Here is a 22,705-nt window from a genome sequence, read left to right on the forward strand (position 1 = left end):
ACGGCGGGTATCTGACAGACTGAACGCCCGCCAGTTCCACGATCCGGGAGGCACAGATGCCCGCCGCAGACAGTCGTCGTGAAGCGCCCGACCGCAACCTCGCGATGGAGCTGGTCCGGGTCACCGAAGCGGCCGCGATGGCCGCCGGCCGGTGGGTCGGCCGCGGGGACAAGATCGGCGGGGACGGCGCGGCCGTCGACGCGATGCGCCAGCTCGTCTCGACCGTGTCGATGCGCGGGGTCGTCGTGATCGGCGAGGGCGAGAAGGACGAAGCGCCCATGCTGTTCAACGGCGAAGAGGTCGGCAACGGCGACGGCCCGGACTGCGACGTCGCGGTCGACCCGGTCGACGGCACCACGCTGATGGCCAAGGGCATGCCCAACGCCCTCGCCGTGCTCGCGGTGGCCGAGCGCGGCGCGATGTTCGACCCGTCCGCGGTGTTCTACATGGAGAAGCTGGCCGTCGGGCCGGACGCGGCCGGCAAGGTCGAGCTCGGCGCGCCGATCGTGGAGAACATCCGCCGGGTCGCCAAGGCCAAGCACAGCAGCGTCAGCGACGTCACCGTCTGCATCCTCGACCGCCCGCGCCACGAGCAGATCATCAAGGAGGTCCGCGACGCCGGCGCGCGGATCCGGTTCATCTCCGACGGCGACGTCGCGGGCGCGATCGCCGCGGCCCGCCCGACCACCGGCGTCGACATGCTGATCGGCATCGGCGGCACTCCCGAGGGCATCATCGCGGCCTGCGCGATGAAGTGCCTCGGCGGCGAGCTGCAGGGCCGGCTGTGGCCGAAGGACGACGCCGAGCGCGAGAAGGCCCTCGCCGCCGGGCACGACCTGGACCGGATCCTGCTGAACGACGACCTCGTGCGCGGCGACAACGTCTTCTTCTGCGCCACCGGCGTCACCGACGGCGACCTGCTGCGCGGCGTCCACTACCGCGAGGGCGGGGCGACCACGCAGTCCATCGTGATGCGGTCCAAGTCCGGGACCGTCAGAATGATCGACGGCTACCACCGGCTGAACAAGCTGCGGGCGTACTCCTCGGTCAACTTCGACGGCCACCTGGACGCGCCCGACGACGACGTCGTGCCCCCGCTGCCCTAAGGAGATCCGTGACCAGGCGACTGCTGGTTCTGCTGGCCCTGCTGCCGGTCCTGGTCCCGGGCACCGCCGCGGCCGCCCCCGCGATCGTCGGGGGCGTCGCGGCGGACCAGCCGTACCCGTTCACGGTGTCGCTGCACACCGCGTCGGGCAAGTTCTACTGCGCGGGCGCGCTGATCGCGCCCACCTGGGTGGTCACGGCCGCGCACTGCGCGTACGGCAAGGCGCCTGCCGACATCTCGCTGCGGACCGGGTCCAACGACTCGAACCAGGGCGGCGAAGTCACTCCGCCCGCCGAAATCATCGTCAACCCGGCGTTCAACACCCAGAGCCCGGCGGGCGACATCGCGCTGCTGCGGCTGCCCAAGCCGGTTTCGGCGGCGCCGATCGGCCTGGCGGCGGCCGCGTCGCCGGGCACCGCCACCCGGATCCTCGGCTGGGGCCAGACGTGCCCCAAGGTCAACTGCGGTGCAGTTCCCACGACGCTGCAGCAACTCGACACGCGGATCGTCGAAGGCACCAAGTGCACGTCGGTGTTCGACGGCACGGCCGAGCTGTGCACCGACAACCCCGGCGGCAAGTCCGGGGCGTGCTTCGGCGACTCCGGCGGCCCGGAGATCGTGCGCGACGGCGACCACTGGCAGCTCGTCGGCGTCACCAGCCGGCCGGGCAACAACGAACCGGAATGCGCGACGGCGCCGTCGATCTACACCTCCGTCGTCGCCTACGCACCCTGGATCGCGGACAAGACGAAGGCCTGAATCACTCGGCGTTGCTCGAGTGGCCCGGGAACAGGTGCGCGTCCGGGTCGAGCGCGACGGCGATGTTGTTGACGGCCGTCGCGGCCTCGCCGAAGCCGGTCGCGATCAGCTTCACCTTCCCCGGGTACGCGGCGACATCGCCCGCCGCGTAGACGCGTTCGCGCGCGGTCGCCATCGTCGAGTCCACGGCGATGGCGCGGTGGTGGATCTCCAGGCCCCAGCTCTCGATCGGACCCAGGTCGGCGGTGAACCCGAGCGCCGCGACGACGGCGTTGGCCGGGAGCCGCTCTTCGCCGCTGCCCTTGATCGAGACGTCGACGGCTTCGAGCGAGCCGTCCGGCGCTTCGACGAACCGGGTGACCTCGGCGTCGGTGATGATCCGGGTGCCGAGCTCGCGCGCCTGCCGGACGATCGACTCGGCGGCGCGGAACTTCGCGCGCCGGTGCACCAGCGTCACGCTCGCCGCGACCGGGTGCAGCGCGAGGATCCAGTCGAACGCCGAGTCTCCGCCGCCGACGACCACGACGTGCTGCCCCGCGTGCGCCTGCAGGGAGGGGACGAAGTGGACCATGCCGCGGCCCAGCCAGCCGTCGCCGGCCGGCAGCGGGCGCGGGGTGAACTCGCCGATGCCCGCGGTGATCAGCACCGCGCGGGCACGCAGCGTCTCGCCGCCGTCGAGGGTCAGCTCGACGCCGTCGGCGGCCGGCTCCAGCTTTTCGGCCTTGCGCCCCAGCAGGTACTTCGGCTTGAACGGCGCGGCCTGCTGCACCAGGCCCTCGATCAGATCGCGGCCGCGGACCTCGGCGAACCCGCCGACGTCGTAGATCATCTTCTCCGGGTACATCGCGGTCACCTGGCCACCGGGCTCGGGCAGCGAGTCGACCACCGCCATCGAGAGGCCGCGGAACCCGGCGTAGTAGGCGGCGAACAGGCCCGTCGGGCCCGCGCCGATGATCACGATGTCGTAGGAGTCCCCAGGGACTTCAGTCATGCTCGCTCCAGCCAGTGGTGGATGGCGGTGATCGAGAACACAGCCGATCCTAGCCGGATTGCGCGGGGATGTTCCGGTGTCCGTGGAGGCCGAGCAGCCAGGTGTGCCGGATGGCTTCGCGGGCGCGGTCGTAGACGTCGTCGGTGGCGAGCCAGATGGCCTGGGTGAGCAGCTCGATCGTCGCGGCGACGACGGTCCGCGCCGTGAACGGCGGCGGCAGCGGCCAGCCCGGCTCGGTCGTCCGCAGCCACACCGCCGTCCGGTCGAACACCGCTTCGCTCGCGCGCAGCATCTCCTCGCGCGCCTCGAGGCCCGCGTCGCCGAGGGCGTAGATCTCCAGCAGGACCGCGCGGGCCACCACCGGACGGCGGCGCACGTAGCCGACGACGACGTCGCCGCACGCGGTGACGGCGTCGAGCGGGCTCGGTGCCTCGACGGCCGCCGCGACGCCCTGGTCGAGGAATTCTGCGGTCACCGCCCGGTAGGCGGCGAGGAACGCGGCCTGCTTGCCGGTGAACTGCTCGTAGAACGACGTGCGGGAGACACCCGCCGACGCCGTGATGTGGCCGACCGTGGTGGCCGCGTAGCCGCGTTCGCCGACGTTGACCAGGACCGCCTCGACCAGCCGGGCGCGCTGGACCTGCGCCACCTCTTCCCGGCTGAGGCTGTGCGGCCCTTTGGGGAGACGGGTCTGCATCGCGGCACCGTACCCGGCGGGCGGCCCCGCCGGGTACGGCCGCGGTCAGGCGGGCTGTTCCGGGTCGAGCGCGTTGCCCGCGGGGATGTGCCCGCAGCTCGACGGCACCGCCTTCCCGGCGAACCGGTCGGCCAGCCAGGCGATCGCGGCGGGCGCCCACGCCGCGGCTCCGCCGACGTGGCTGAGCGCGTCGTACTGCGTGTACTTGATCGACCGGTTGCCGGTGGCGCAGTACTGGCGGGCCAGCGCCCGGACGTCGCCGGCCACCATCACGCCGTCGCCGGTGCCGATGCCCGGCAGGTTGCTCGTGGTCCCTTCCAGGAACCCGGCGTTGCCCTGCGCGATGAACCCGGGCACCGACGGGGTCGGCGCGGACCCGAGGTTGACCTTGTTCACCGCGGCGACGAACGGCGGCACGGAGTTCGGGTTCGCGTACGCGGGCTTCGCGATCTTCTGCCACGTCAGGCCCGGGTACCGGCCCAGGGCGGTGATGATCGACGCGTGCTCCAGCTCGTCGAGCACCTTCAGCCCGTACTCGCTCGCGTACGGCCGCAGGTCGATGTCGTAGCTGCGCGCGACGCCGATCAGCGCCATCGGGATGACGCCGGACCAGACCGGGCTGCCGCCGACGTACTTCAGGTTGTGCGCGGGGTCGACGAGCACGCCGCCTTCGGTGAAACCGACGAGATTTTCGTTGACGTCGGGGGCATAGCTCGGTGCCAGCGCGGCCGCCCAGCCGGTCGCGATCGCCCCGCCCGAGTAGCCGAGGAGACCGAACTTCGTGCTCTTGGTCATCCCCGTCGCGGCCGAGCTCGTCACGGCCCGGATCGAGTCGAGGGTGTTCGTGCCGTACTCCGGCCCGGCGGCGAAGTCCGCGGTCTGCCCTTCGGTGTCGGGCACGACGACGTTGTAGCCCAGCAGGAGCGACGGCAGGAGCAGCAGCGACTCGCCGTTGGGCAGGAGACCGCCGAGGGTGACGTCACCGGCGATCGCCCGCGAGGGCGCGTCCGCGGGGTCGAGCGAGTCGTAGGCCGACTGGTACGACACGGCTTTCGTGGTGTCGCCGGTGATGCTGCGGACGACCGAGGTGACGTTCGCGGCCGGGCGGCCCTGCGCGTCGGTGGTCCGGTAGAGCAGCTGGACGGCCCGCACCGGCGTCGCGAGCCCGACGACGTGGTAGGCCAGCGTCCGGGTTTTGAGGACGGTCCCGGGCGCATAGGACGACAGCGGCGCGCTGCCGTCGTAGGAGTAGAAGGAATCGGACGTCGCGGCGGCGGCCGGAGTGGCCGGGGCGGCGGCGAAGGTCAGCGCGAGCGCGGCGGCGAACGCGACGGTGCGAACGGTCATGACTCCCCTTTGAATCATGAAGCTGATCACGCGGATCGCCGTAACCTACCAGCGAGTAGGTGTCATGTACAGCCGCGTACACGATCTAGGCGCCCCGCACCACCGGGACGTGCCGCACCGGGAAGTTCACCGAATTCGCGATGAAGCACTGCTCGTGGGCGTCGTGGTGCAGCGCGGTCGCCTTCGCGGCCATGCTCGCGTCGGCCACCGTCACCTCCGGACGCAGGACCACTTCGGCGAAGCGGCCGCCGTGGGCACCGTCCTCGCGCATGACGCCGCTCGCGCGGTCGACGTAGCCGGTGACCACCACGCCCGCGCGGGCGCACACCGACAGGTACGTCAGCAGGTGGCACTGCGACAGCGTCGCGACGAGCAGGTCTTCGGGGTTCCAGCGGTCGGCCGCGCCCAGGAAACCCGGGTCGGCGGAGGCCGCCAGCGTGGGTTTGCCCGTCGCCTCGACGTCGTGGTCGCGGGCGTACCCGCGGTAGTGCGTGGTGCCGGGGTCGCCGGTCCAGCGCACCGTGACCGCGTAGTGGTGTTCCCTGCTCATGCTCCGGCTCCTCCCAGTGCGGACATCGTCGACAGGACGTGGGCGCGGGCCAGGGCGGCGGCGTCTTCGGGCCGCCCCTCGGTGATGGCGGCGACCAGGTACCGGTGCTCCGCGTCGACCTGCGCGGTCCGGGCGGGCGCGGCCAGCGAGGCCCGGGTGGAGACGGTGATCCGGTCCCAGAGCCGGTCGAGCGCCTCGGCCGCCGGCGGGTTGCCGGCGAGCACCGCGATGTGGCCGTGGAACGCCCGGTTGTGCCGGACGCCTTCGGCGAGATCGCCGCTCCGGGTCGCGCGGTCCGCTTCGTCGGCGAGGTCCCCGAGGCGGGCCAGGTCGGCCGGCGCGAGCTCGCCCGCTCGGCAGCGTTCCGCCGCGAGTTCCGCGGTCAACGCCTCCAGCGCGGCCCGCACGAGGTAGGCGTCCCGCAGGGCCTTCTCCCCCAGTTCGACCACGGTCACCCCGCGGCGGGCGGGCTGCACCAGGCCGTCGCTTTCCAAGCGCCGCAACGCTTCCCGCACCGGCGTGCGGCTGACGCCGAGCCGGTCGCACAGCTCCTGCTCGGTCACCGGCCGCCCCGCCGGGTAGGTCCCCAGCACGATCAGGCCGCGGACCTCGTCGTAGACCGAGTTCACCGACCACCTCCCGTTCCGCATCCAATGTATACAATGGATACGGTTACCGGCAACAGGGTGGTCGACGCCACCACGCGCCGACCGGCGATCAGGGCCAGAATCGGTGTCATGGCTGATCAGGAATACCGGATCGAACACGACACCATGGGCGAGGTCCGCGTGCCTGCCGACGCGCTCTACCGCGCGCAGACCCAGCGGGCCGTGGAGAACTTCCCCATCTCCGGCCGGGGCCTGGAACGCGCCCAGATCCGCGCGCTCGGCCTGCTCAAGGCGGCCGCCGCGCGGGTGAACCTCAAGCTGGGCGTGCTCGACGCCGACGTCGCCGAGGCCATCGCGGCCGCCGCCGACGAGGTCGCCGCCGGGGCGCACGACGCGCACTTCCCGATCGACGTCTTCCAGACCGGGTCCGGGACGTCGTCGAACATGAACGCCAACGAGGTCATCGCCACCCTCGCTTCGCGGGCCCTCGGGCGGGACGTGCACCCGAACGACCACGTCAACGCCTCGCAGTCGTCGAACGACACTTTCCCGACGACGATCCACGTCGCCGCGACCGAAGCCGTGCTCAAGGACGTCATCCCGGCGCTGGAGTACCTGGCCGGCGCGATCGAGGTCCGCGCCGCGGAGTGGGCCGACGTGGTGAAGTCCGGCCGCACGCACCTGATGGACGCCGTCCCGATCACGCTCGGCCAGGAGGCCGGCGCGTGGGCGTCGCAGATCCGCTTCGGCGTCGAACGGCTGAAGTCCGGCCTGCCGCGGCTGGGCGAGCTGCCGATCGGCGGCACGGCCGTCGGTTCGGGCCTGAACGCGCCGGACGGCTTCGGCCCGTCGGTCGCCGCGGAACTCGCCACGGTCACCGGGCTGCCGCTGACCGAGGCCCGCGACCACTTCGAGGCGCAGGCGACGCAGGACAGCGTCGTCGAGACGTCCGGGCACCTGCGCACGATCGCCGTGTCGCTCAACAAGATCGCCAACGACCTGCGCTGGCTGGGTTCCGGCCCGCGCACCGGCCTGGCCGAGCTGGCGCTGCCGGACCTGCAGCCGGGTTCGTCGATCATGCCGGGCAAGGTGAACCCGGTGATCCCGGAGGCGACGCTGCAGGTGGTCGCCCAGGTGATCGGCAACGACGCCGCCGTCGCGTTCGCCGGCGCGGCGGGCAACTTCCAGCTCAACGTGAACCTGCCGGTGATCGCCCGGAACGTCCTCGAATCCGCGCGGCTGCTCGCGGCGGTGTCCCGGCTGCTGGCGGACAAGGTGTTCGCGGGCATCACGGTGAACACCGAACGCACGCGGACCTACGCCGAGGGTTCGCCGTCGATCGTGACGCCGTTGAACAAGTACATCGGCTACGAAGAGGCGGCCGCGGTCGCGAAGCAAGCGCTGAAGGAGCTCAAGACGATCCGCGAGGTCGTCATCGAGCGCGGGTACGTCCGCGACGGGAAACTCACCGAGGAGCAGCTGGACGAGGCGCTCGACGTCCTGCGCATGGCCCGCGGCGGGAAGTGATGGGTGACGCCGCCGGGCTGGGCGCCTTCCTGAAGGCCCGTCGCGCCGCCCTCGACCCCGCCGACCTCGGCCTGCCGCCCGGGGTCACCCACCGGCGGGTCAAGGGCCTGCGCCGCGAGGAACTGGCGCAGCTGGCCGGCATCAGCGTCGACTACTACACGCGGCTGGAGCAGGGCCGCGCGAAGAACGTCTCGGACGCGGTCCTCGACGCCCTCGCGCGGGCCCTGCGGCTCGACCCGGGCGAGGAGTCCTACCTGCACAACCTCGCCGCCCCGACGCGCCGGGAAAAGCCCGCACCGCAGCGGGTCCGGCCGGAGCTGCAGCACCTGCTGGACGCCATCCAGGCACCGGCGTTCGTCTTCGGCCGGTACCTGGACGTGCTGGCCTGGAACGCGCTCGGCGGCGCGGTCGCGTTCGACTTCGCCCACCTCGAAGAGCGCAGCATGCCGAAGCTCGTCTTCACCGACGAACGCGCGAAGGAGCTGCACCCGGAGTACGACGCGGTGTGCCGCGAGCTCGTCGCGAACCTGCGCGCGGAGAGCGGCCGGCACCCCGGCGACCCGCGGTTCGCGCAGCTGGTCGACGAGCTTTCGCTGGCCAGCGCCCAGTTCCGCCGGCTGTGGGCCGAGCACGCCGTCCAGGAGAAGGCGCAGGGCTGGAAGCTGTTCGCGAACCCCGTGGCCGGCGAGCTGCGGCTGCACTACCAGACATTGCGCCTGCCGGACGACCCCGACCAGGGCCTGGTCGTCTACCACGCCGAACCGGGGTCGGCTTCCGAACGCGCGCTCGGCCTGCTGGCCAGCTGGATCGCCGCCGGTGAACGACCGGTGAACACTCACCCGTAGCCGTCCCGCGCCGCCGTTTTTGCTGCCTACGCTGCTTCTCCTGGGGGAGTTCGGGGCAGAGGAGCGGCACGGTGGGCGTCGGCGCGACGATGCATCCGGCGGCGGATGGGCTGTCCCGTGCGCGCGCTGCTGCCGAAGCGGTTCGCCGGGGCTCGCCGCGGCCGAAGCACCACTTGGAGCACCCGAGTGGCCACGCTTACGGGCGCCTTGCTGGCGACGCTGCTCGTCTCGTGGTCGCGGCCGGCCGAGTCCGCCCAGTGCGCGCATCGCCGCCGACTACCACGGCCAGTGCGACGGCGCCGCGATCACCACGCGCGCGACCGGACAAGGACGGGCTGGCGGTGCTCTCCGACGGCCGGTCCGCCGAAGCCGGGGCCGTCGGTGCCGATCGGGATCGTCGGGCGCGGGCAGGTGCAAGACGTTCGAGCAGAAGGTGCTCGGCGGCGCGGAGGAACCCCCGGCGTGACCAAGGACGGCCTGCTCGACCCCCTCTGCACCAGGCCGGACATCTGACCATCCGGAAATTGTCGGTGGTTCGGGTCATGATGTTCGGGTGTTGCTGAGCGAGTTGGTCCGGGCGTCCGCCGAGCTGGCGGCGACGAGGTCCAGGAAGGCGAAGATCGCCCTCCTGGCCGCGGTGCTGCGCGCCGCCGAGATCGCCGAGCTGCCCGTGGTGATCGCCTACCTGACCGGGCAGACGGCGCAGGACAGGCTGGGTGCGGGCTGGCGCACCCTGGCCGGGCTGGGCGCCGGGGCGCTGCCGGAGCCCGTCGTCACGGTCACCGAGGTCGACGCGGCGCTCACCGCCGCGGCCGGCGTCGCGGCGGGCACGGGCTCCGCGACGCGGCGGCAAGAGGTGCTGCGGGCGTTGTTCGAGCGACTCACGAAGGACGAGCAGCAGTTCATGTTCCGGCTGGTCACCGGCGAGCTGCGGCAGGGCGCGCTGGAGGGCGTGATGGTCGACGCCGTCGCGGCCGCGGCCGAGGTGCCGGCCGAGGACGTGCGGCGGGCGTTCATGCTGTCCGGGAAACTGGGCGTCACCGGGGTCGCGGCGATGACCGGCGGGCAGGCCGCGCTGGCGGACTTCCGGCTGACCCTGGGCACGCCGATCAAGCCGATGCTCGCGTCGCCGGCCGAGTCGCTGGACGAAGCCGTCGCCGAGCACGCCGAGGCGATCGTCGAGTACAAGATGGACGGTGCGCGGATCCAGGTGCACCGCCAGGGCGACGAGGTGCACGTCTGGACGCGGACGCTGCGGGAGATCACCGGGAGCGTGCAGGAACTGGTCGAGCTCGTGCGGGCGCTGCCGTGCGAGTCGGTGGTGCTCGACGGCGAAACCCTGGCCCTGACCGACGCCGGGCGGCCGCGGCCGTTCCAGGACACCATGAGCCGGTTCGGCAGCACCCGCGAGGAACAGGTCAAGGCGCTGCTGCTGCGGCCGTACTTCTTCGACTGCCTGCACCTCGACGGCGTCGACCTGCTGGACGCGCCGCTGTCGGAGCGCAACGCGGCCCTGCGCAAGGTCGCCGGGGCGCACGTGATCCCCGGTGAAGTGGGGGTGGCGGGGGCGGCCGCCGTGCTGGAGGCGGCGATGGAAGCCGGCCACGAAGGGGTGATGGTCAAGGACCTGGCGTCGCCGTACGCGGCCGGGCGGCGCGGGCGGGCGTGGCTGAAGGTCAAGCCGGTGCACACGATCGACCTCGTGGTGCTGGCGGCGGAGTGGGGGCACGGCCGGCGCACCGGCACGCTGTCGAACCTCCACCTGGGCGCCCGCGATCCGGACGGCGGCCCGCCGATCATGGTGGGCAAGACGTTCAAGGGAATGACCGACGAGCTGCTGGCGTGGCAGACGAGGACGTTCCAGGAGATCGAAACCCACCGCGACGACTGGACGGTGTACGTCCGGCCGGAGGTCGTGGTCGAGATCGAGCTGGACAGCGCGCAGGTCTCGACGCGCTACCCCGGCGGCCTGGCGCTGCGGTTCGCCCGGGTGGTCCGCTACCGGCCGGACAAGGACCCGGCCGAGGCGGACACGATCGACACGGTCCGCGGCCTGCTGCACGGCGACCGGTCGGAAGGGAGCTGACAGACGACAGACGAAAGTCGGTGGTGCCCCATGGTCGTTCCAGACCACAGTGGAGGTTGGTCGAGCCGGAGCCGGCGTTCGACTGATTCGACGTGCGCCGGACGGGATTTGACGAGAATTTTCCCGACACCGCCCGCGGCGAAGAATCCCTAAAGTGCGCTCCTTCACAAGGTTCCCGCTCACTTCCCGAGCGGTCATGGAGGAGCAACCAGTGGTCAGCAAGGAACAGATGAAGGCGGCCATCCACGCGGCCTTCGACGGCGCCGTCGAAGACGGGGCGAGCTACACGAAGGTGTACGCCGCGGAGATCCGGCAGAAGAACTACCTGGTTTTCCGGACCACCTCGGTGGCCAACTTCGCGCTGGGCTTCAAGCCGGGGCAGACCGATCTCGTCCTCGTCCCGCTCGAGGAGAAGAACGGCACCGTCACGGCGGGCACCCCGCTGACGATCAACGACGCCAACCGGGCGTCGGTCAAGAAGCGCGACCTCCAGGGCCGGTTCGTCATCAAGACGACCGACGGCCGGACGTTCCGGCTGAGCATCATCCCGTCGGTGGCGAAGCTCCTGGCCGTCTCGTACCAGCTGCCGGTCGAGCAGAAGGCGGAGTACGAGGCGTTCGTCGCGCTCCGGGACTCGCTGCTCGCGGCCTGACGACCGGCGCCCCGGTGCGGACGTCGCCGGGGCGCACCCCTCCACGGTGGTCGATATGTCCACAGTGGAGCTAAGCTCCGGCGATGCGCAGCGAGAAGCTCACCCGCGCCTGGTTCGCGGTCACCGCCGTGGTCGCCGGGGCCGGCCTGGTCACCCAGGTGGTCGCGACCGCCTCCGCCGACGGCCGCGTCGCGAACCTGCTCTGCTTCTTCACGATCGACTCGAACCTGCTGGTCCTGCTGACGTCGGCGCTGGTCGCGCTGGGCCGCGCCCGCGGGCGGCTGTTCACCGTCCTCTGGCTCGACGCGCTGGCCGGCATCATCGTGACGGGGATCGTCTACCAGGTCGCCCTCGCCGGCCTGTACGAGCTACACGGGCTGTCGCTGGTCTCCGACACGATGCTGCACAAGGTGACCCCGCTGCTGTTCGTGCTCGGCTGGCTCCTCGTCGGCCCCCGGGGCGCCGTGACGTGGCGAACGGTCTGGTGGTCGCTGCTGTACCCGCTGGCGTGGCTGGCGTTCACGCTGCCGCGCGGAGCAATCGACGGCTTCTACCCGTACCCGTTCGTCGACGCGGCCACCCTCGGCTACGGCCAGGTGGCGCTGAACTGCGTGTTCATCGGCCTGTTCTTCACCGCCCTCGCCGCGGGCGCCTTCATGTACGACCGCCGCTTGACGCCCGCCTAGCCTCGGACGCGGCGAAACGCGTTAAGCCCGTCCGTCAGCCCCGCCTGCACCAACGTCGGCACCGCACCACGCCGGTCGACCGGCTTGCCCGCCGCGATCCGGTGCATCTGCCGGGTGTGCCACTGGATCTCCAGGAGGCTGTCCACCAGCCGGATGCCCGTCTTCGGGCAGAGCCGCTCCGCCCGGACGTCCGGGCCCTCCAGCAGTCGGGACGGCAAGGCCGGGTCGACGATCAGCGGGCGGCCGAGCCCGATCACGTCCACCTCGCCCGAGCGCAGCGCCGCTTCCATCCCGTCCGGTGTCGCGAAGCCGCCGGTGACCATCAGCGCGACGTCGGAGACCGCCCGCGCTTTCGCCGCGTAGTCCAGGAAATACGCCTCACGCGCCTGAGTGCTTGCGCCGCCCATCATGGCGGCCTTCTCGTACGTGCCGCCCGATACCTCCAGTAGGTCGATGCCGGCGTCGCCGAGTTCCCGCACGACCTCCAGGGACTCCTCCTCCGTGAAGCCGCCGCGCTGGAAGTCCGCGCTGTTGAGCTTGACCGACACCGGCACGGCGTCCCCGACCTCCGCGCGCACGCGCCGGACCAGCTCGAGCAGGAACCGGCGGCGGCGGACGGCGTCGCCGCCCCAGGCGTCGGTTCGCCGGTTCGTCAGCGGGGACAGGAATTGCGAGACCAGGTAGCCGTGGGCGCCGTGGATCTGCACGCCTGTGAAGCCCGCTTCGACGAACGTCCGCGCCGCGACGCCGAAGCGTTCGATGATCGCTTCGATCTCTTCCCCGGTCAGAGCCCGTGGGACGGCGAAGGCCGTACGGACACCTCGATTGCCGAAGGGCACCACGGACGGCGCGACCGGCTGACGCGAGAGGTACCGCGGGCTCTGCCGTCCGGGGTGGTTCAGCTGCACCCACAGCCGCGTGTCCGTGCCCTCGACCGCGCCGGCCCACAGCCGGTAGACGGCCGGATCCGGGGTCGCGGCGACGTTGCGCGGCTCGCCGAGCGCGGCCGGGTCGACCATGACGTTCCCGGTGATCAGCGCGCCCGCGCCGCCGGCGGCCCAGGTGCGGTACAGCTCGGCCAGCTCGCGGGTGGGCGCGTTGCGGCGGTCGCCGAGCTGCTCGCTCAGCGCCGACTTGACCAGGCGGTTGGGCAGCAGCGCGCCGCACCGGAGTTTCAACGGCTCGGCCAGGAGGGTCATCGCGCCACCTCTCGAACTTACTCGCAGTAAGATGACTCGACGGTAGCATACCGTCGGTATGTCATCTACCCGGCGAATGACCACTAGGGTCGGGCGCATGACGGCGATCGTGCAGAACCTGGTGACTTCCGGCGTGTTCCAGCTCGACGGGGGCAGCTGGGACGTCGACAACAACGTCTGGCTCCTGGGCGACGACGCGGAAGTGATCGTGATCGACGCCGCGCACGACGCGAAGGCGATCGAGAACGTCGTGGGCGACCGGAAGCTGGCCGCGATCGTCTGCACCCACGCGCACAACGACCACGTCAACGCCGCCCCGGAGCTCGCCGCCGCGACCGGTGCGCCGATCCTGCTGCACCCGGACGACCGGGTCGTCTGGGACCTCACCCACCCGGACCGCGCCCCGGACGGCGAGCTGGCCGACGGCCAGGTGCTCACCATCGCGGGCACGGACCTGCGGGTCATCCACACGCCGGGGCACGCGCCCGGCGCGGTCTGCCTGTACGCGGCGGAGCTGGGCGTCCTGTTCACCGGCGACACCCTGTTCCACGGCGGGCCGGGCGCCACCGGACGGTCCTATTCGGACTACCCGACCATCGTGCACTCCATCCGCGAGAAGCTCTTCACGCTCCCCGAGGCGACGAAGGTCCACACCGGACACGGCGAAGGCACGACGATCGGCGCCGAGAAAGCCGCTTCGGACGGCTGGGACCAGCCTTAGGACGTGTGCTTCCGGGCGACCAGAGCGAACGCTTCGATCGCCCGGTCCAGCTCGACCACGGCGTCCCGGACGGCCTTCGGCAGCACGACCTTGGTGAATTCGCCGCCGTCGTCCGGCTCGTGCCGCACGTGGTGCAGGTCCATGTCCTTCCGCCGCACCTCCCTGGCCGCCTCCACGAGCTCCTCCGGCCCGCTCATCACCAGGAGCCCGAGCAGGGACCGCATCTCCGCCCGCACGGTGTAGTACTCGTCCTCGTAGGCCGCGAGCCGCTCGGAGCCGGCGTCCTGCCGGTAGGTGACGTTGATGCTGACCAGGTGCTGCCGGGCCCGCGCCCCGGCCTCGATGAACCGGCCGCAGCGGTCGGCCCGGTCCTGTCGCAGCTTCGACCGCCGCGCCGCGTTCAGTTTCAACGGCTCGACCAGCGCGCCCAGCGTGACGCCGACCAGCGAAGCGACCGCGGCGATGACCGCGGCACCGAGGGCCGTCAGCACGTCAGCCGCGGCGCGCTCGGCGACACCCGGACTCGCGACTTCGCTTCCTCCGCGAGGGTCAGCGCCCAACCCTGCAGCCCGGCCACGTCGATGCCGTGCGGCGGCTCGCCCCGGAACGGCTCGATGTTCGCCGCGCCGCGCTCCAGCAGCGACACCGCGCCGACGTTGTTGCCGCGTGCCGCGTGCGTCAGCCCGACGGCGAGCTGGGCCAAGCCTCGCCAGAGTTCGCGATCGGGCCCGTCGGTCGTCTTCCAGGCGTCTTCGAACACCTCGTGCGCGTGGAACGGCTTGCCGTCGTCCAGCAGCCGCTGCGCCTCCGCAAGCGTTTGCGCCGGGGTGCGTTCGATGCCTTCGGGCTGCCTCTCGACGCCGTCCGCGCCGTACGGCAGCGGCCGGCCGAGGCCGTCACGAGGCCGTGCGTTGCGTGCCCGTCCCTCGGCGTCCCGGTCGCGGCGGCTCATGCCCTCGATCCTGCCACGGGCCCGGCAGGTAGTCTGGTGACTCGTGCGTTTCCTCGACGGCCACCGGCCCGCCCACGACCTGACCTACGACGACGTGTTCCTGCTGCCGAACCGCTCGGACGTGGAGTCCCGCTTCGACGTCGACCTCGCCACCGCGGACGGTACCGGCGCCACCATCCCGATCGTGGTCGCCAACATGACCGCGGTCGCCGGCCGCCGGATGGCCGAGACCGTCGCCCGCCGCGGCGGGCTGGTCGTGTTGCCGCAGGACGTCGACAGCACCGCCGTCGCCGAGATCGTCGGCTGGGTGAAGAGCCGCCACACGGTGTGGGACACGCCACTGGTGCTCACTGGCGGTGACGCGGTCGCCGACGCCCTCAACTTGGTCCACAAGCGCGCTCACGGCGCTGTCGTCGTCGTGGACGGCGAAGGCCGCCCGGTCGGCATCGTCGACGAAGCGGCTTGCGCGGGCGTCGACCGCTTCGCACGGCTCGCCGACGTCGCACAGCCGCCGACCGTCACGGTTCCTCTCACCACGCCGGCGCGTGAGGTCTTCGAGCTGCTGAACAGCCACGGCGCCCACCTGGCGCTCGGCCTCGACGCCGACGGCCGGCTCGCGGGCGTCCTGACCGCCGTCGGCGCCCTGCGCGCGGAGATCTACACGCCGGCCGTCGACGACGCGGGCAAGCTGCGCGTCGCCGCCGCGGTCGGCGTCAACGGCGACGTCGCGGCGAAGGCGTCGGCCGTGCTGGAGGCCGGGGTCGACGTGCTGGTCGTCGACACCGCGCACGGGCACCAGGAGAAGATGATCGCCGCGCTGAAGGCCGTCCGGTCGGTGTCGCCGCAGGTCCCGGTGGTCGCCGGGAACGTCGTCACCGCGGAGGGCACGCGCGACCTGATCCAGGCCGGCGCCGACGTCGTCAAGGTCGGCGTCGGGCCGGGCGCGATGTGCACGACCCGGATGATGACCGGCGTGGGCCGCCCGCAGTTCTCCGCGGTCGCCGACTGCGCGGCCGCCGCGCGCGAGCTGGGCAAGCACGTCTGGGCCGACGGCGGCGTGCGCCACCCGCGTGACGTCGCGCTGGCGCTGGCCGCGGGCGCGTCCGCGGCGATGGTCGGCTCGTGGTTCGCCGGCACCTACGAATCCCCCGGCGACCTGCGCTTCGACGAGCAGGGCCGGCCGTACAAGGAGTCGTTCGGCATGGCGTCGAAGCGCGCGGTCGGCGCGCGGACCCGGACGGACGGCTCGTTCGACCGGGCCCGGAAGGCGCTGTTCGAGGAGGGCATCTCGTCGTCGCGGATGTCGCTGGACCCGCAGCGCCCGGGCGTCGAGGACCTCCTGGACTCGATCGGCTCCGGCGTGCGCTCGTCGTGCACCTACGCGGGCGCGCGCACGCTCGAGGAGTTCCACGAGCGCGCGCTGCTGGGCGTGCAGTCGGCGGCCGGGTTCGCCGAAGGCCGCCCGCTTCCTTCGGGCTGGTAAGTCAGCCCGCGCAGCACACGTGTTCCGACCACTCCGGAACGTGCCACCAGTGCTGCTTCGCGGCCGAGGGGGCGGCGGGCACCACTTCGGTGGCCGCCCGTTGCCCCGGCTGGTTCCGGTAGGGCGCCAGCAGTTCGCCGACCGTCCGCAGCACGCCGCCGACCAGCACGCTGCGGACGTTCGCGGCCGCCTTGATGTCCTGCAGCGGATTGCCGGACACGAGGGACAGATCGGCGTAGGCACCTCGCTTGAGCACCCCGATCCGGTCTTCGAGCCCCAGCCAACGCGCCGGGTTGCGGGTGGCGGTGGTGAGCGCCTCGTGGGGCGTGAACCCGAACGCGACCATGGCCCGCAGGTTCTGGTGGGTGGAGACGGCCACGTTGTCCAGCGGGGAGTCCGTGCCGGTGACCACGAACCCGCCCGCCCGGTGGATCCGCAGCACCATGCCGACGTTCCCGGCGAGGACCTGGCGGAGGTAGGCGTTCTCCGGGTTGCCCGCGGCGTCCGCCGCCGCCTTGAGCTGCTGGTACTCCCACGGCGGGAAGAGGACTTCGGTGCGCTCGTCGGTCACGAGGGACTTGTCGTCCGCGTACAGCGCCCGCGAGGTGAACAACGTCGGCGTGAGCGACATCCCCGAGCGGGTGAACAACGCGATCGCGTCCTGGTACGACCGGCCGATCCGGCTGACGGTGTGCGAGTACCCGAGCCGGTTGGTGGCGCCGGTGTGCTCCATCGCGTCCATGCCGATGTTCGCCGCCGGGTACAGGTAGTGCGACGACAGCGGGATGCCCGCCCGGTGCGCGGCCCGGACCACCGCCTGCTGGGAGGCCACGGGGAGCCGGACGTAGGTCTTGATCAGGTCGTACTCGAGCTCGACCGCGCGGGACAGCTCCAGGTTCAGCTGCCCGGGCGAGAGCGTCGGCCGCATGAAGTTGTAGTAGATCCGGGAGCCATCGATGGCTTCCCCGGTGCCGAAGTACCTTGGCCCGACCCGGTTCCCGGATTCCAGGGCCTCGCGGGTCTCCAGCATCTGGTACACCGGGTCGCCCGGCGAGCGGGTCGTCGTGATGCCGTAGGACAGCCACAGCCGGCCCTGCCGGTCACCCCACTGCCGGCCGCGCAGGTGCCAGTGGTTGTGGAGGTCGACGAGCCCGGGCAGGGCGGTCAGGTCGTGCGCGTCGACGGTGCCGGGCGCGTCCCGGTGCGGCCGGACGTCGGCGATCCGGCCGCCTTCGACGACGATGTCGACGTTCCGCTGCAGCGTCCGGGCGACGCCGTCCCAGGCCGCGCCGACGTGGATGACGGTCCGCCGCGGCGGGCGTGGCCGGGCCCAGATGAAGTCGAGCCGGATCGTGCGCGGCTCGCCGCCGCTGAGCTTCTGGGCCTTGAGCTGCCCCTTCGACAGGTACACGAGCGTGTCGTTCCCCTGCCAGGCCAGGGAATCCGTGACGTCGTGGGTGATCTGCCGCGGCGCCCCGATCAGCCGTCCGGCGCCGTCGACCGGGGCGATCCAGGCGACGCTTTCGACCGTGAACGCCAGGTACCGGCCGCCGGGTGACCACAGTGGACCGTCGTCGCCGCGGGTGGCGAGCGAGCGGAACGGCATCGGCTCGGCGTAGCGGAGTTCGTTCGTCTTCAGGTCGACCGTGAGAATCTGGCTGGTGCCTTCGCGGTACCGCCGCGAGTACGGCTTCACCGCGGCCAGCGCGAGGACCGTCCCGTCGGGCGACCAGGTCGGCCGGCCCGGCATGAACAGCGCCGGCGTCACCTGCTGGGCCGTGTTCGTGGCCACGTCGTGGATCCAGGTGGCGCCGTCCTGGTCGGCGTAGGCCACCCGGCCGCCGTCCGGCGACCACCGCGGCGCGACCTGCGCGCCCGCCAGCTCGGTGAGGACGGTGTCCCGGCCGGTGCCGAGGTCACGCACCCACAGGTCGGCGGTGCCGAGCCGGTCGCTCGTGTAGAGCAGCTTCGTCCCGTCCGGGTGGAAGTCCGGGTCGGAGTTGAAGTAGCCGTCGGCGATCAGCCGCTGTGGCCTCCCCCCGCTCGCCGCGACGACGTAGATCGCGTTGAGCGCCCGGAAGGCGATCCGCTTGCCGTCCTTGGACACCACCGGACCGGCGATGCCCCGGACCGGCTTCGGCGCGGCCGAGTCCAGGTCACGGACCCGCCTCCGGTAGTCGCGCGAGGCCGTGGACACGCTCGCTTCGAACGGGATGTCCTCGACCGCGCCGGACGGTTCGCGGCGCCGGAGGTGCCCGTCGGCGGTGTAGAGCGCGGTGGACCCGGACCAGTTCGCGGCGAATCCGAAGACGTCCTCGCCCCGGGTCAGCTGCTCGTCGCCGAGCATCAGGTCCGCGTCGGCGCCGCGCAGCCGCAGGTAACTGGGCCGGCCGCCGGGGCCGAACGCGGGGCCGTAGACCTTGTCGGTGCCGGTCGCGGTGACCAGGCGCGTGCGGGCGCCGGTGGCCAGGGTGACGACGTCGATGGCGACGTCGTTCACCGTGAAGACGAGCTGTGTGCCGTCGGCCGACCATCGCGGCGACGCCTCTTCGTCGGCCGTCGACACGACCGTGCTGATCGCCCCGGAGGCGACGTCCAGCAGGTGGATGCCGTAGCTGCCGTCGCGGTCGCTGCTGAAGGCGAGCTTGGTGCCGTCCGGCGAGAACACGGGCTCGCGGTGGTCGAACTGCCCGCTGGTCAGCTTGCGGGGCGCACCGCCGGCGACCTCGATGACGTACAGGTGGAAGTTGCCGTCGCGGTACGACTGGAACGCGATCCGGCGGCCGTCCGGCGACCAGCTGGGGAGGGTGGCGTCCTGCAGGTCGTCGGTGAGCCGCCGGGCGCGGCCGCCGCCGGCGGGCAGCACCCAGATCCCGGTGACCAGGTCGACCGCGATCCACCGGCCGTCCGGGGACAGCGCGGCCGACATGTTGGTGCCTTCCCGGAGCACCACGCCACCCGGCGCGACCTCCGGTTCGGCCTCGGCCACCCCCGCCCCGGCCACGGTCAGCGCGGCAGCGGCGGCACCACTTCGGACGAGAAGCTCACGACGAGAGAGATTTTCCGGCCCCATCCGGCCCACTATGCCCAGCCCCGGATCGACCGCATAGCGGCCGAGCGGGTTTTTCACCGGGTGCCCGGCAAACGCGGAAACGTTTGCCGGGCATCCGGGAGACCGCGGGTCAGCCGTGGTCCTCCAGCATCTCGGTGACCAGGGCGGCGATCGGCGACCGCTCCGAGCGCGTCAGCGTGACGTGCGCGAACAGCGGGTGCCCCTTGAGCTTCTCGATCACCGCCGAGACGCCGTCGTGCCGGCCGACGCGCAGGTTGTCACGCTGGGCGACGTCGTGCGTGAGCACCACCCGGGACGCCGTGCCGAGCCGTGAGAGCACCGTGAGCAGGACGTTGCGCTCCAGCGACTGCGCCTCGTCCACGATCACGAAGGTGTCGTGCAGCGACCGGCCGCGGATGTGCGTCAGCGGGAGCACTTCGAGCATGCCGCGGTCGAAGACCTCGTCGAGGACGTCCTGGCTGACCAGCGCGCCGAGGGTGTCGAACACCGCCTGCGCCCACGGCTGCATCTTCTCGCTCTCGGACCCGGGCAGGTAGCCGAGGTCCTGGCCGCCGACCGCGTAGACCGGCCGGAACACCACGACCTTGCGGTGCTGGCGGCGTTCCATGACGGCTTCCAGGCCGGCGCAGAGGGCGAGCGCCGACTTGCCGGTGCCGGCCCGGCCGCCCAGCGACACGATCCCGACGTCGGAGTCGAGCAGCAGGTCGAGCGCGACCCGCTGCTCGGCGCTGCGGCCGTGCAGGCCGAACGCCTCGCGGTCGCCCCGGACCAGCCGGATGCGCTTGTCCGCCGTGATCCGCCCGAGCGCGCTGGAGCTGCCCGCGAGCAGCCGCAGCCCGGTGTGGCAGGGCAGCTCGGCGAGCTCGTCCATGCCCCACTCGACCGGGTCGACGGTGCTGCCGCCGAACAGCGCGTCCAGCACTTCCTGCTGGACGTCGACGTCCGCCATGCCGGTCCAGCCCGACGGCGTCACTTCCTGCGCGCGGTACTCGTCCGCCTCGAGGCCGACGGCCCCGGCCTTGACCCGCAGCGGGATGTCCTTCGTCACCAGCGTGACCGCCTGGTTCTCGGCCGCGAGGTTGAGCGCGCAGGCGAGGATGCGGTGGTCGTTGGAGTCGGTCCGGAACCCGGACGGGAGCACCGACGGGTCCGAGTGGTTCAGCTCCACCTGCAGCGTGCCGCCGTGGTCCCCGATGGGGAGCGGCGCGTCGAGCCTGCCGTACTGCCGGCGCAGGTCGTCGAGCATGCGCAGGGATTCCCGGGCGAACCAGCCGAGCTCCGGGTGGTGGCGCTTCGCCTCCAGTTCACTGATGACGACCAGCGGAAGCACGACGGCATGCTCGGCGAAGCGGGTGACCGCCCACGGGTCCGAAAGGAGGACCGACGTGTCGAGCACGTACATGTGCTGCTGGGATACGGGCGCTTTCTCCGGGCCGGAAACGGCACCGGTCGAAGAGTGGCCAGAGGCCTTGCGGGGCAAACGCTGCGCAGTCACGACGGCATCTCCCTCGAGGGCGTGTGCACCTCACGCCCGCACTCGCTGGGCCGGGCACCTCCCTGGCTGGACCACTCCTCCTGACCGGAGTCAGGTGGCGCGGCCACGAGGGCCGGGTGCCGGCCCCCTCGAGCGTCTCGTGGGCGGCTGAGCCGCCCCCTCGATCACCGCCACGACCAGGGCCTCCCGCGAGGACCCGCACGGAACGCGTGCCCTCACCTCGGAAGGTACCCACGAATCCGGCGGCGCGCAGGGAGCCAACACGGTGATTCGCCAGATCGTCACCTCACCGTCGGTCGCCCGAAATCAACTCACGGTGGCTTCCGACCGGCGTGACCAGCGGTTTTGCGAGCCGTCTAGGAGCCGAACCGGCGGTGTCGCCAGGCGTAGTCACGCATCGCGCGGAGGAAGTCGACGCGCCGGAAGGCGGGCCAGTACGCCTCGGTGAACCAGAACTCCGAGTGCGCGGACTGCCACAGCAGGAAGCCGGAAAGCCGTTGCTCGCCCGAGGTGCGGATGATCAGGTCCGGGTCCGGCTGGCCGGAGGTGTAGAGGTGCTCGGAGATGTGGTCGACGTCGAGGATCTTCGCCAGCTCGTGAATGGACGTTCCCTCGTCGGCGTGCTGCAGCAGCAGCTTGCGCACGGCGTCGGCGATTTCCTGCCGCCCGCCGTACCCGACCGCGATGTTGACCTCCATCCCGGACCGCCCTTCGGTCCGGGCGGCGGCTTCGCTCAGTCGCTTCGCGACCTCGGCGGGGAGCAGGTCGAGGGCACCGACGATCCGCAGCCGCCACTGCGTCCCCGGCCCGGCGAGCTCGTCGGTGACGTCGGTGATGATCTTCAGCAGCGGCGTGAGCTCGTCCGGGTCGCGGTTGAGGTTGTCGGTGGACAGCAGCCACATGGTGACGACCTCGACGTCGGCCTCCTGGCACCAGCTCAGGAAGTCGGCGATCTTCTTGGCCCCGGCGCGGTGCCCGTCCGAAACGTCCGTGAAGCCCGCTTCCCGGGCCCACCGGCGGTTGCCGTCGAGCATGATGGCGATGTGCCGGGGATGCCGCCCGGCGGCCTGCTGGATGAGGCGCCTGCCGTAGGCGCTGTACACGACGTCGGACAAGAACGAGCGAACACTCACGGCGAGTCAGCCTACGCACCCCGGTGTGAGGCGTGTGACTTGAGCACTGCTGGAGAACCTACGCTGCCGTAACCTGGAAGCGTGAGCCTGACGACGGAACCACCACCCGAGCCCGTAGTGGACCTCCGCCCCCGGCTGCGCGGGCACATCCACTTCTGGACGTTCTTCGGCGCCCTGGCCGCGGCGGCGACGCTGATCAGCTTGGCGGCGTCCACTGTGTCCCCGGTCGCCGCCCTGGCGACTTCGGTGTACGGGCTGACGGTGCTCGGCCTGTTCGGCGTGAGCGCGTTGTACCACCGCCGCTTCTGGAGCCCGCGGGCGTACAAGTGGATGAAGCGCGCCGATCACTCGATGATCTTCTTGTTCATCGCCGGCACGTACACGCCGTTCACGTTGCTGGCCATGTCGAAGCCGACCGGGTACGTGATCTTGTCGATCGTGTGGGGCGGGGCGATCGCCGGGGTGGCGTTGAAGATGCTCTGGCCGCACGCTCCGCGGTGGCTGGGTGTACCGATCTACATTGCACTCGGCTGGGTTGCGGTTTTCGTCTTTCCCGAGCTGGCTTCGCACGCCGGGGTCGCTGCGTTGGTGCTGCTCTGCGTGGGCGGGTTGTTCTACACGCTGGGTGCGGTGTTTTATGCCGTGAAGTGGCCCAACCACTGGCCGGAGACTTTCGGGTATCACGAGTATTTCCACGCGTGCACCGTGTTGGCCGCTGTTTCGCACTACATCGCGATTTGGCTGGCGATGTACGCCTGACCCGGAAACGGCAGAGCGCGGCCCCCGCTCGATTTCG

General features: G+C 71.7%; 21 protein-coding genes. 10 read left to right on the forward strand and 11 right to left on the reverse strand.

Annotation, left to right across the window (positions count from 1 at the left end; genetic code table 11):
* Nucleotides 1-56 precede the first annotated feature (56 nt).
* Nucleotides 57-1,106, forward strand: a complete 1,050-nt coding sequence (glpX, locus tag ACWDN5_RS21790; RefSeq protein WP_449677564.1) for a class II fructose-bisphosphatase — start codon at nt 57-59, stop codon at nt 1,104-1,106.
* An 8-nt stretch (nt 1,107-1,114) separates the two neighbouring features.
* Nucleotides 1,115-1,864, forward strand: coding sequence for a S1 family peptidase (locus ACWDN5_RS21795; RefSeq protein ID WP_449677565.1), 750 nt, complete (start codon nt 1,115-1,117; stop codon nt 1,862-1,864).
* 1 nt (nt 1,865) lies between these two features.
* Here the strand turns inward: ACWDN5_RS21795 and ACWDN5_RS21800 are convergent, their stop codons facing one another.
* From ACWDN5_RS21800 to ACWDN5_RS21820, 5 genes are all read right to left on the reverse strand, one after another.
* A complete protein-coding gene (locus tag ACWDN5_RS21800) occupies nt 1,866-2,855 on the reverse strand; it encodes an NAD(P)/FAD-dependent oxidoreductase (RefSeq protein ID WP_449677566.1) in 990 nt (329 codons plus the stop codon).
* Nucleotides 2,856-2,904: 49 nt separating this feature from the next.
* A complete protein-coding gene (locus ACWDN5_RS21805) occupies nt 2,905-3,552 on the reverse strand; it encodes a TetR/AcrR family transcriptional regulator (protein WP_449677567.1) in 648 nt (215 codons plus the stop codon).
* 45 nt (nt 3,553-3,597) lie between these two features.
* Nucleotides 3,598-4,899, reverse strand: coding sequence for a lipase family protein (locus ACWDN5_RS21810; protein ID WP_310973555.1), 1,302 nt, complete (start codon nt 4,897-4,899; stop codon nt 3,598-3,600).
* Nucleotides 4,900-4,984: 85 nt separating this feature from the next.
* The gene (locus ACWDN5_RS21815; RefSeq protein WP_449677568.1) at nt 4,985-5,449 is read right to left on the reverse strand and encodes an OsmC family protein; all 465 of its coding nucleotides are present in this window, start codon (nt 5,447-5,449) and stop codon (nt 4,985-4,987) included.
* The gene (locus ACWDN5_RS21820) at nt 5,446-6,078 is read right to left on the reverse strand and encodes a GntR family transcriptional regulator (RefSeq protein ID WP_449677569.1); all 633 of its coding nucleotides are present in this window, start codon (nt 6,076-6,078) and stop codon (nt 5,446-5,448) included. Before ACWDN5_RS21820 ends, ACWDN5_RS21815 begins: the two co-directional genes overlap by 4 nt.
* Nucleotides 6,079-6,186: 108 nt before the next feature.
* Here ACWDN5_RS21820 and ACWDN5_RS21825 point away from each other — a divergent pair, with 108 nt between their 5' ends.
* The 5 genes from ACWDN5_RS21825 to ACWDN5_RS21845 all read left to right on the forward strand — a co-directional run bounded on the left by ACWDN5_RS21825 (nt 6,187) and on the right by ACWDN5_RS21845 (nt 11,853).
* A complete protein-coding gene (locus ACWDN5_RS21825; protein ID WP_449677570.1) occupies nt 6,187-7,584 on the forward strand; it encodes a class II fumarate hydratase in 1,398 nt (465 codons plus the stop codon).
* Entirely contained in the window at nt 7,584-8,429 is an 846-nt protein-coding gene (locus ACWDN5_RS21830; RefSeq protein ID WP_449677571.1) for a helix-turn-helix domain-containing protein, read from the forward strand. Before ACWDN5_RS21825 ends, ACWDN5_RS21830 begins: the two co-directional genes overlap by 1 nt.
* Before the next feature lie 553 nt (nt 8,430-8,982).
* Nucleotides 8,983-10,515, forward strand: coding sequence for an ATP-dependent DNA ligase (locus tag ACWDN5_RS21835; protein ID WP_449677572.1), 1,533 nt, complete (start codon nt 8,983-8,985; stop codon nt 10,513-10,515).
* 211 nt (nt 10,516-10,726) lie between these two features.
* Complete coding sequence (locus ACWDN5_RS21840; protein ID WP_310973565.1) at nt 10,727-11,167, forward strand: hypothetical protein; 441 nt, start codon at nt 10,727-10,729, stop codon at nt 11,165-11,167.
* An 83-nt stretch (nt 11,168-11,250) separates the two neighbouring features.
* Nucleotides 11,251-11,853: a Pr6Pr family membrane protein gene (locus tag ACWDN5_RS21845; protein WP_449677573.1), complete on the forward strand. Its 603-nt coding sequence runs from the start codon at nt 11,251-11,253 to the stop codon at nt 11,851-11,853.
* Here the strand turns inward: ACWDN5_RS21845 and ACWDN5_RS21850 are convergent.
* The gene (locus ACWDN5_RS21850; protein WP_449677574.1) at nt 11,850-13,052 is read right to left on the reverse strand and encodes an NADH:flavin oxidoreductase/NADH oxidase family protein; all 1,203 of its coding nucleotides are present in this window, start codon (nt 13,050-13,052) and stop codon (nt 11,850-11,852) included. The two genes, ACWDN5_RS21845 and ACWDN5_RS21850, sit on opposite strands and share 4 nt — an antisense overlap.
* A 97-nt stretch (nt 13,053-13,149) precedes the next feature.
* Here ACWDN5_RS21850 and ACWDN5_RS21855 point away from each other — a divergent pair, with 97 nt between their 5' ends.
* Complete coding sequence (locus ACWDN5_RS21855) at nt 13,150-13,773, forward strand: MBL fold metallo-hydrolase (RefSeq protein WP_449677575.1); 624 nt, start codon at nt 13,150-13,152, stop codon at nt 13,771-13,773.
* Here the strand turns inward: ACWDN5_RS21855 and ACWDN5_RS21860 are convergent.
* Nucleotides 13,770-14,264, reverse strand: a complete 495-nt coding sequence (locus ACWDN5_RS21860) for a hypothetical protein (protein ID WP_310973571.1) — start codon at nt 14,262-14,264, stop codon at nt 13,770-13,772. The genes ACWDN5_RS21855 and ACWDN5_RS21860 overlap by 4 nt on opposite strands.
* The gene (locus ACWDN5_RS21865) at nt 14,258-14,725 is read right to left on the reverse strand and encodes a DUF309 domain-containing protein (RefSeq protein WP_449677576.1); all 468 of its coding nucleotides are present in this window, start codon (nt 14,723-14,725) and stop codon (nt 14,258-14,260) included. Before ACWDN5_RS21865 ends, ACWDN5_RS21860 begins: the two co-directional genes overlap by 7 nt.
* Before the next feature lie 43 nt (nt 14,726-14,768).
* On the opposite strand from ACWDN5_RS21865, the gene guaB1 reads away from it, so the two are divergent.
* Nucleotides 14,769-16,208: a GMP reductase gene (guaB1, locus tag ACWDN5_RS21870; RefSeq protein WP_449677577.1), complete on the forward strand. Its 1,440-nt coding sequence runs from the start codon at nt 14,769-14,771 to the stop codon at nt 16,206-16,208.
* Nucleotide 16,209: 1 nt separating this feature from the next.
* Here guaB1 and ACWDN5_RS21875 read toward each other — a convergent pair whose 3' ends face one another.
* From ACWDN5_RS21875 to ACWDN5_RS21885, 3 genes are all read right to left on the reverse strand, one after another.
* Nucleotides 16,210-19,281 (reverse strand): amidohydrolase family protein, encoded by a 3,072-nt coding sequence (locus ACWDN5_RS21875; RefSeq protein WP_449677578.1) that lies wholly within the window; start codon nt 19,279-19,281, stop codon nt 16,210-16,212.
* A gap of 109 nt (nt 19,282-19,390) precedes the next feature.
* Nucleotides 19,391-20,683, reverse strand: a complete 1,293-nt coding sequence (locus ACWDN5_RS21880) for a PhoH family protein (protein WP_003080241.1) — start codon at nt 20,681-20,683, stop codon at nt 19,391-19,393.
* A 449-nt stretch (nt 20,684-21,132) separates the two neighbouring features.
* On the reverse strand, nt 21,133-21,909 hold the full coding sequence (locus tag ACWDN5_RS21885) for an isoprenyl transferase (RefSeq protein WP_310973577.1): 777 nt from the start codon (nt 21,907-21,909) through the stop codon (nt 21,133-21,135).
* Nucleotides 21,910-22,026: 117 nt separating this feature from the next.
* Between ACWDN5_RS21885 and trhA the strand changes: the two genes are divergently transcribed.
* Nucleotides 22,027-22,668, forward strand: a complete 642-nt coding sequence (gene trhA / locus ACWDN5_RS21890) for a PAQR family membrane homeostasis protein TrhA (protein ID WP_310974174.1) — start codon at nt 22,027-22,029, stop codon at nt 22,666-22,668.
* Nucleotides 22,669-22,705 lie beyond the last annotated feature (37 nt).

It is taken from the genome of Amycolatopsis sp. NPDC003731 (assembly GCF_053586895.1).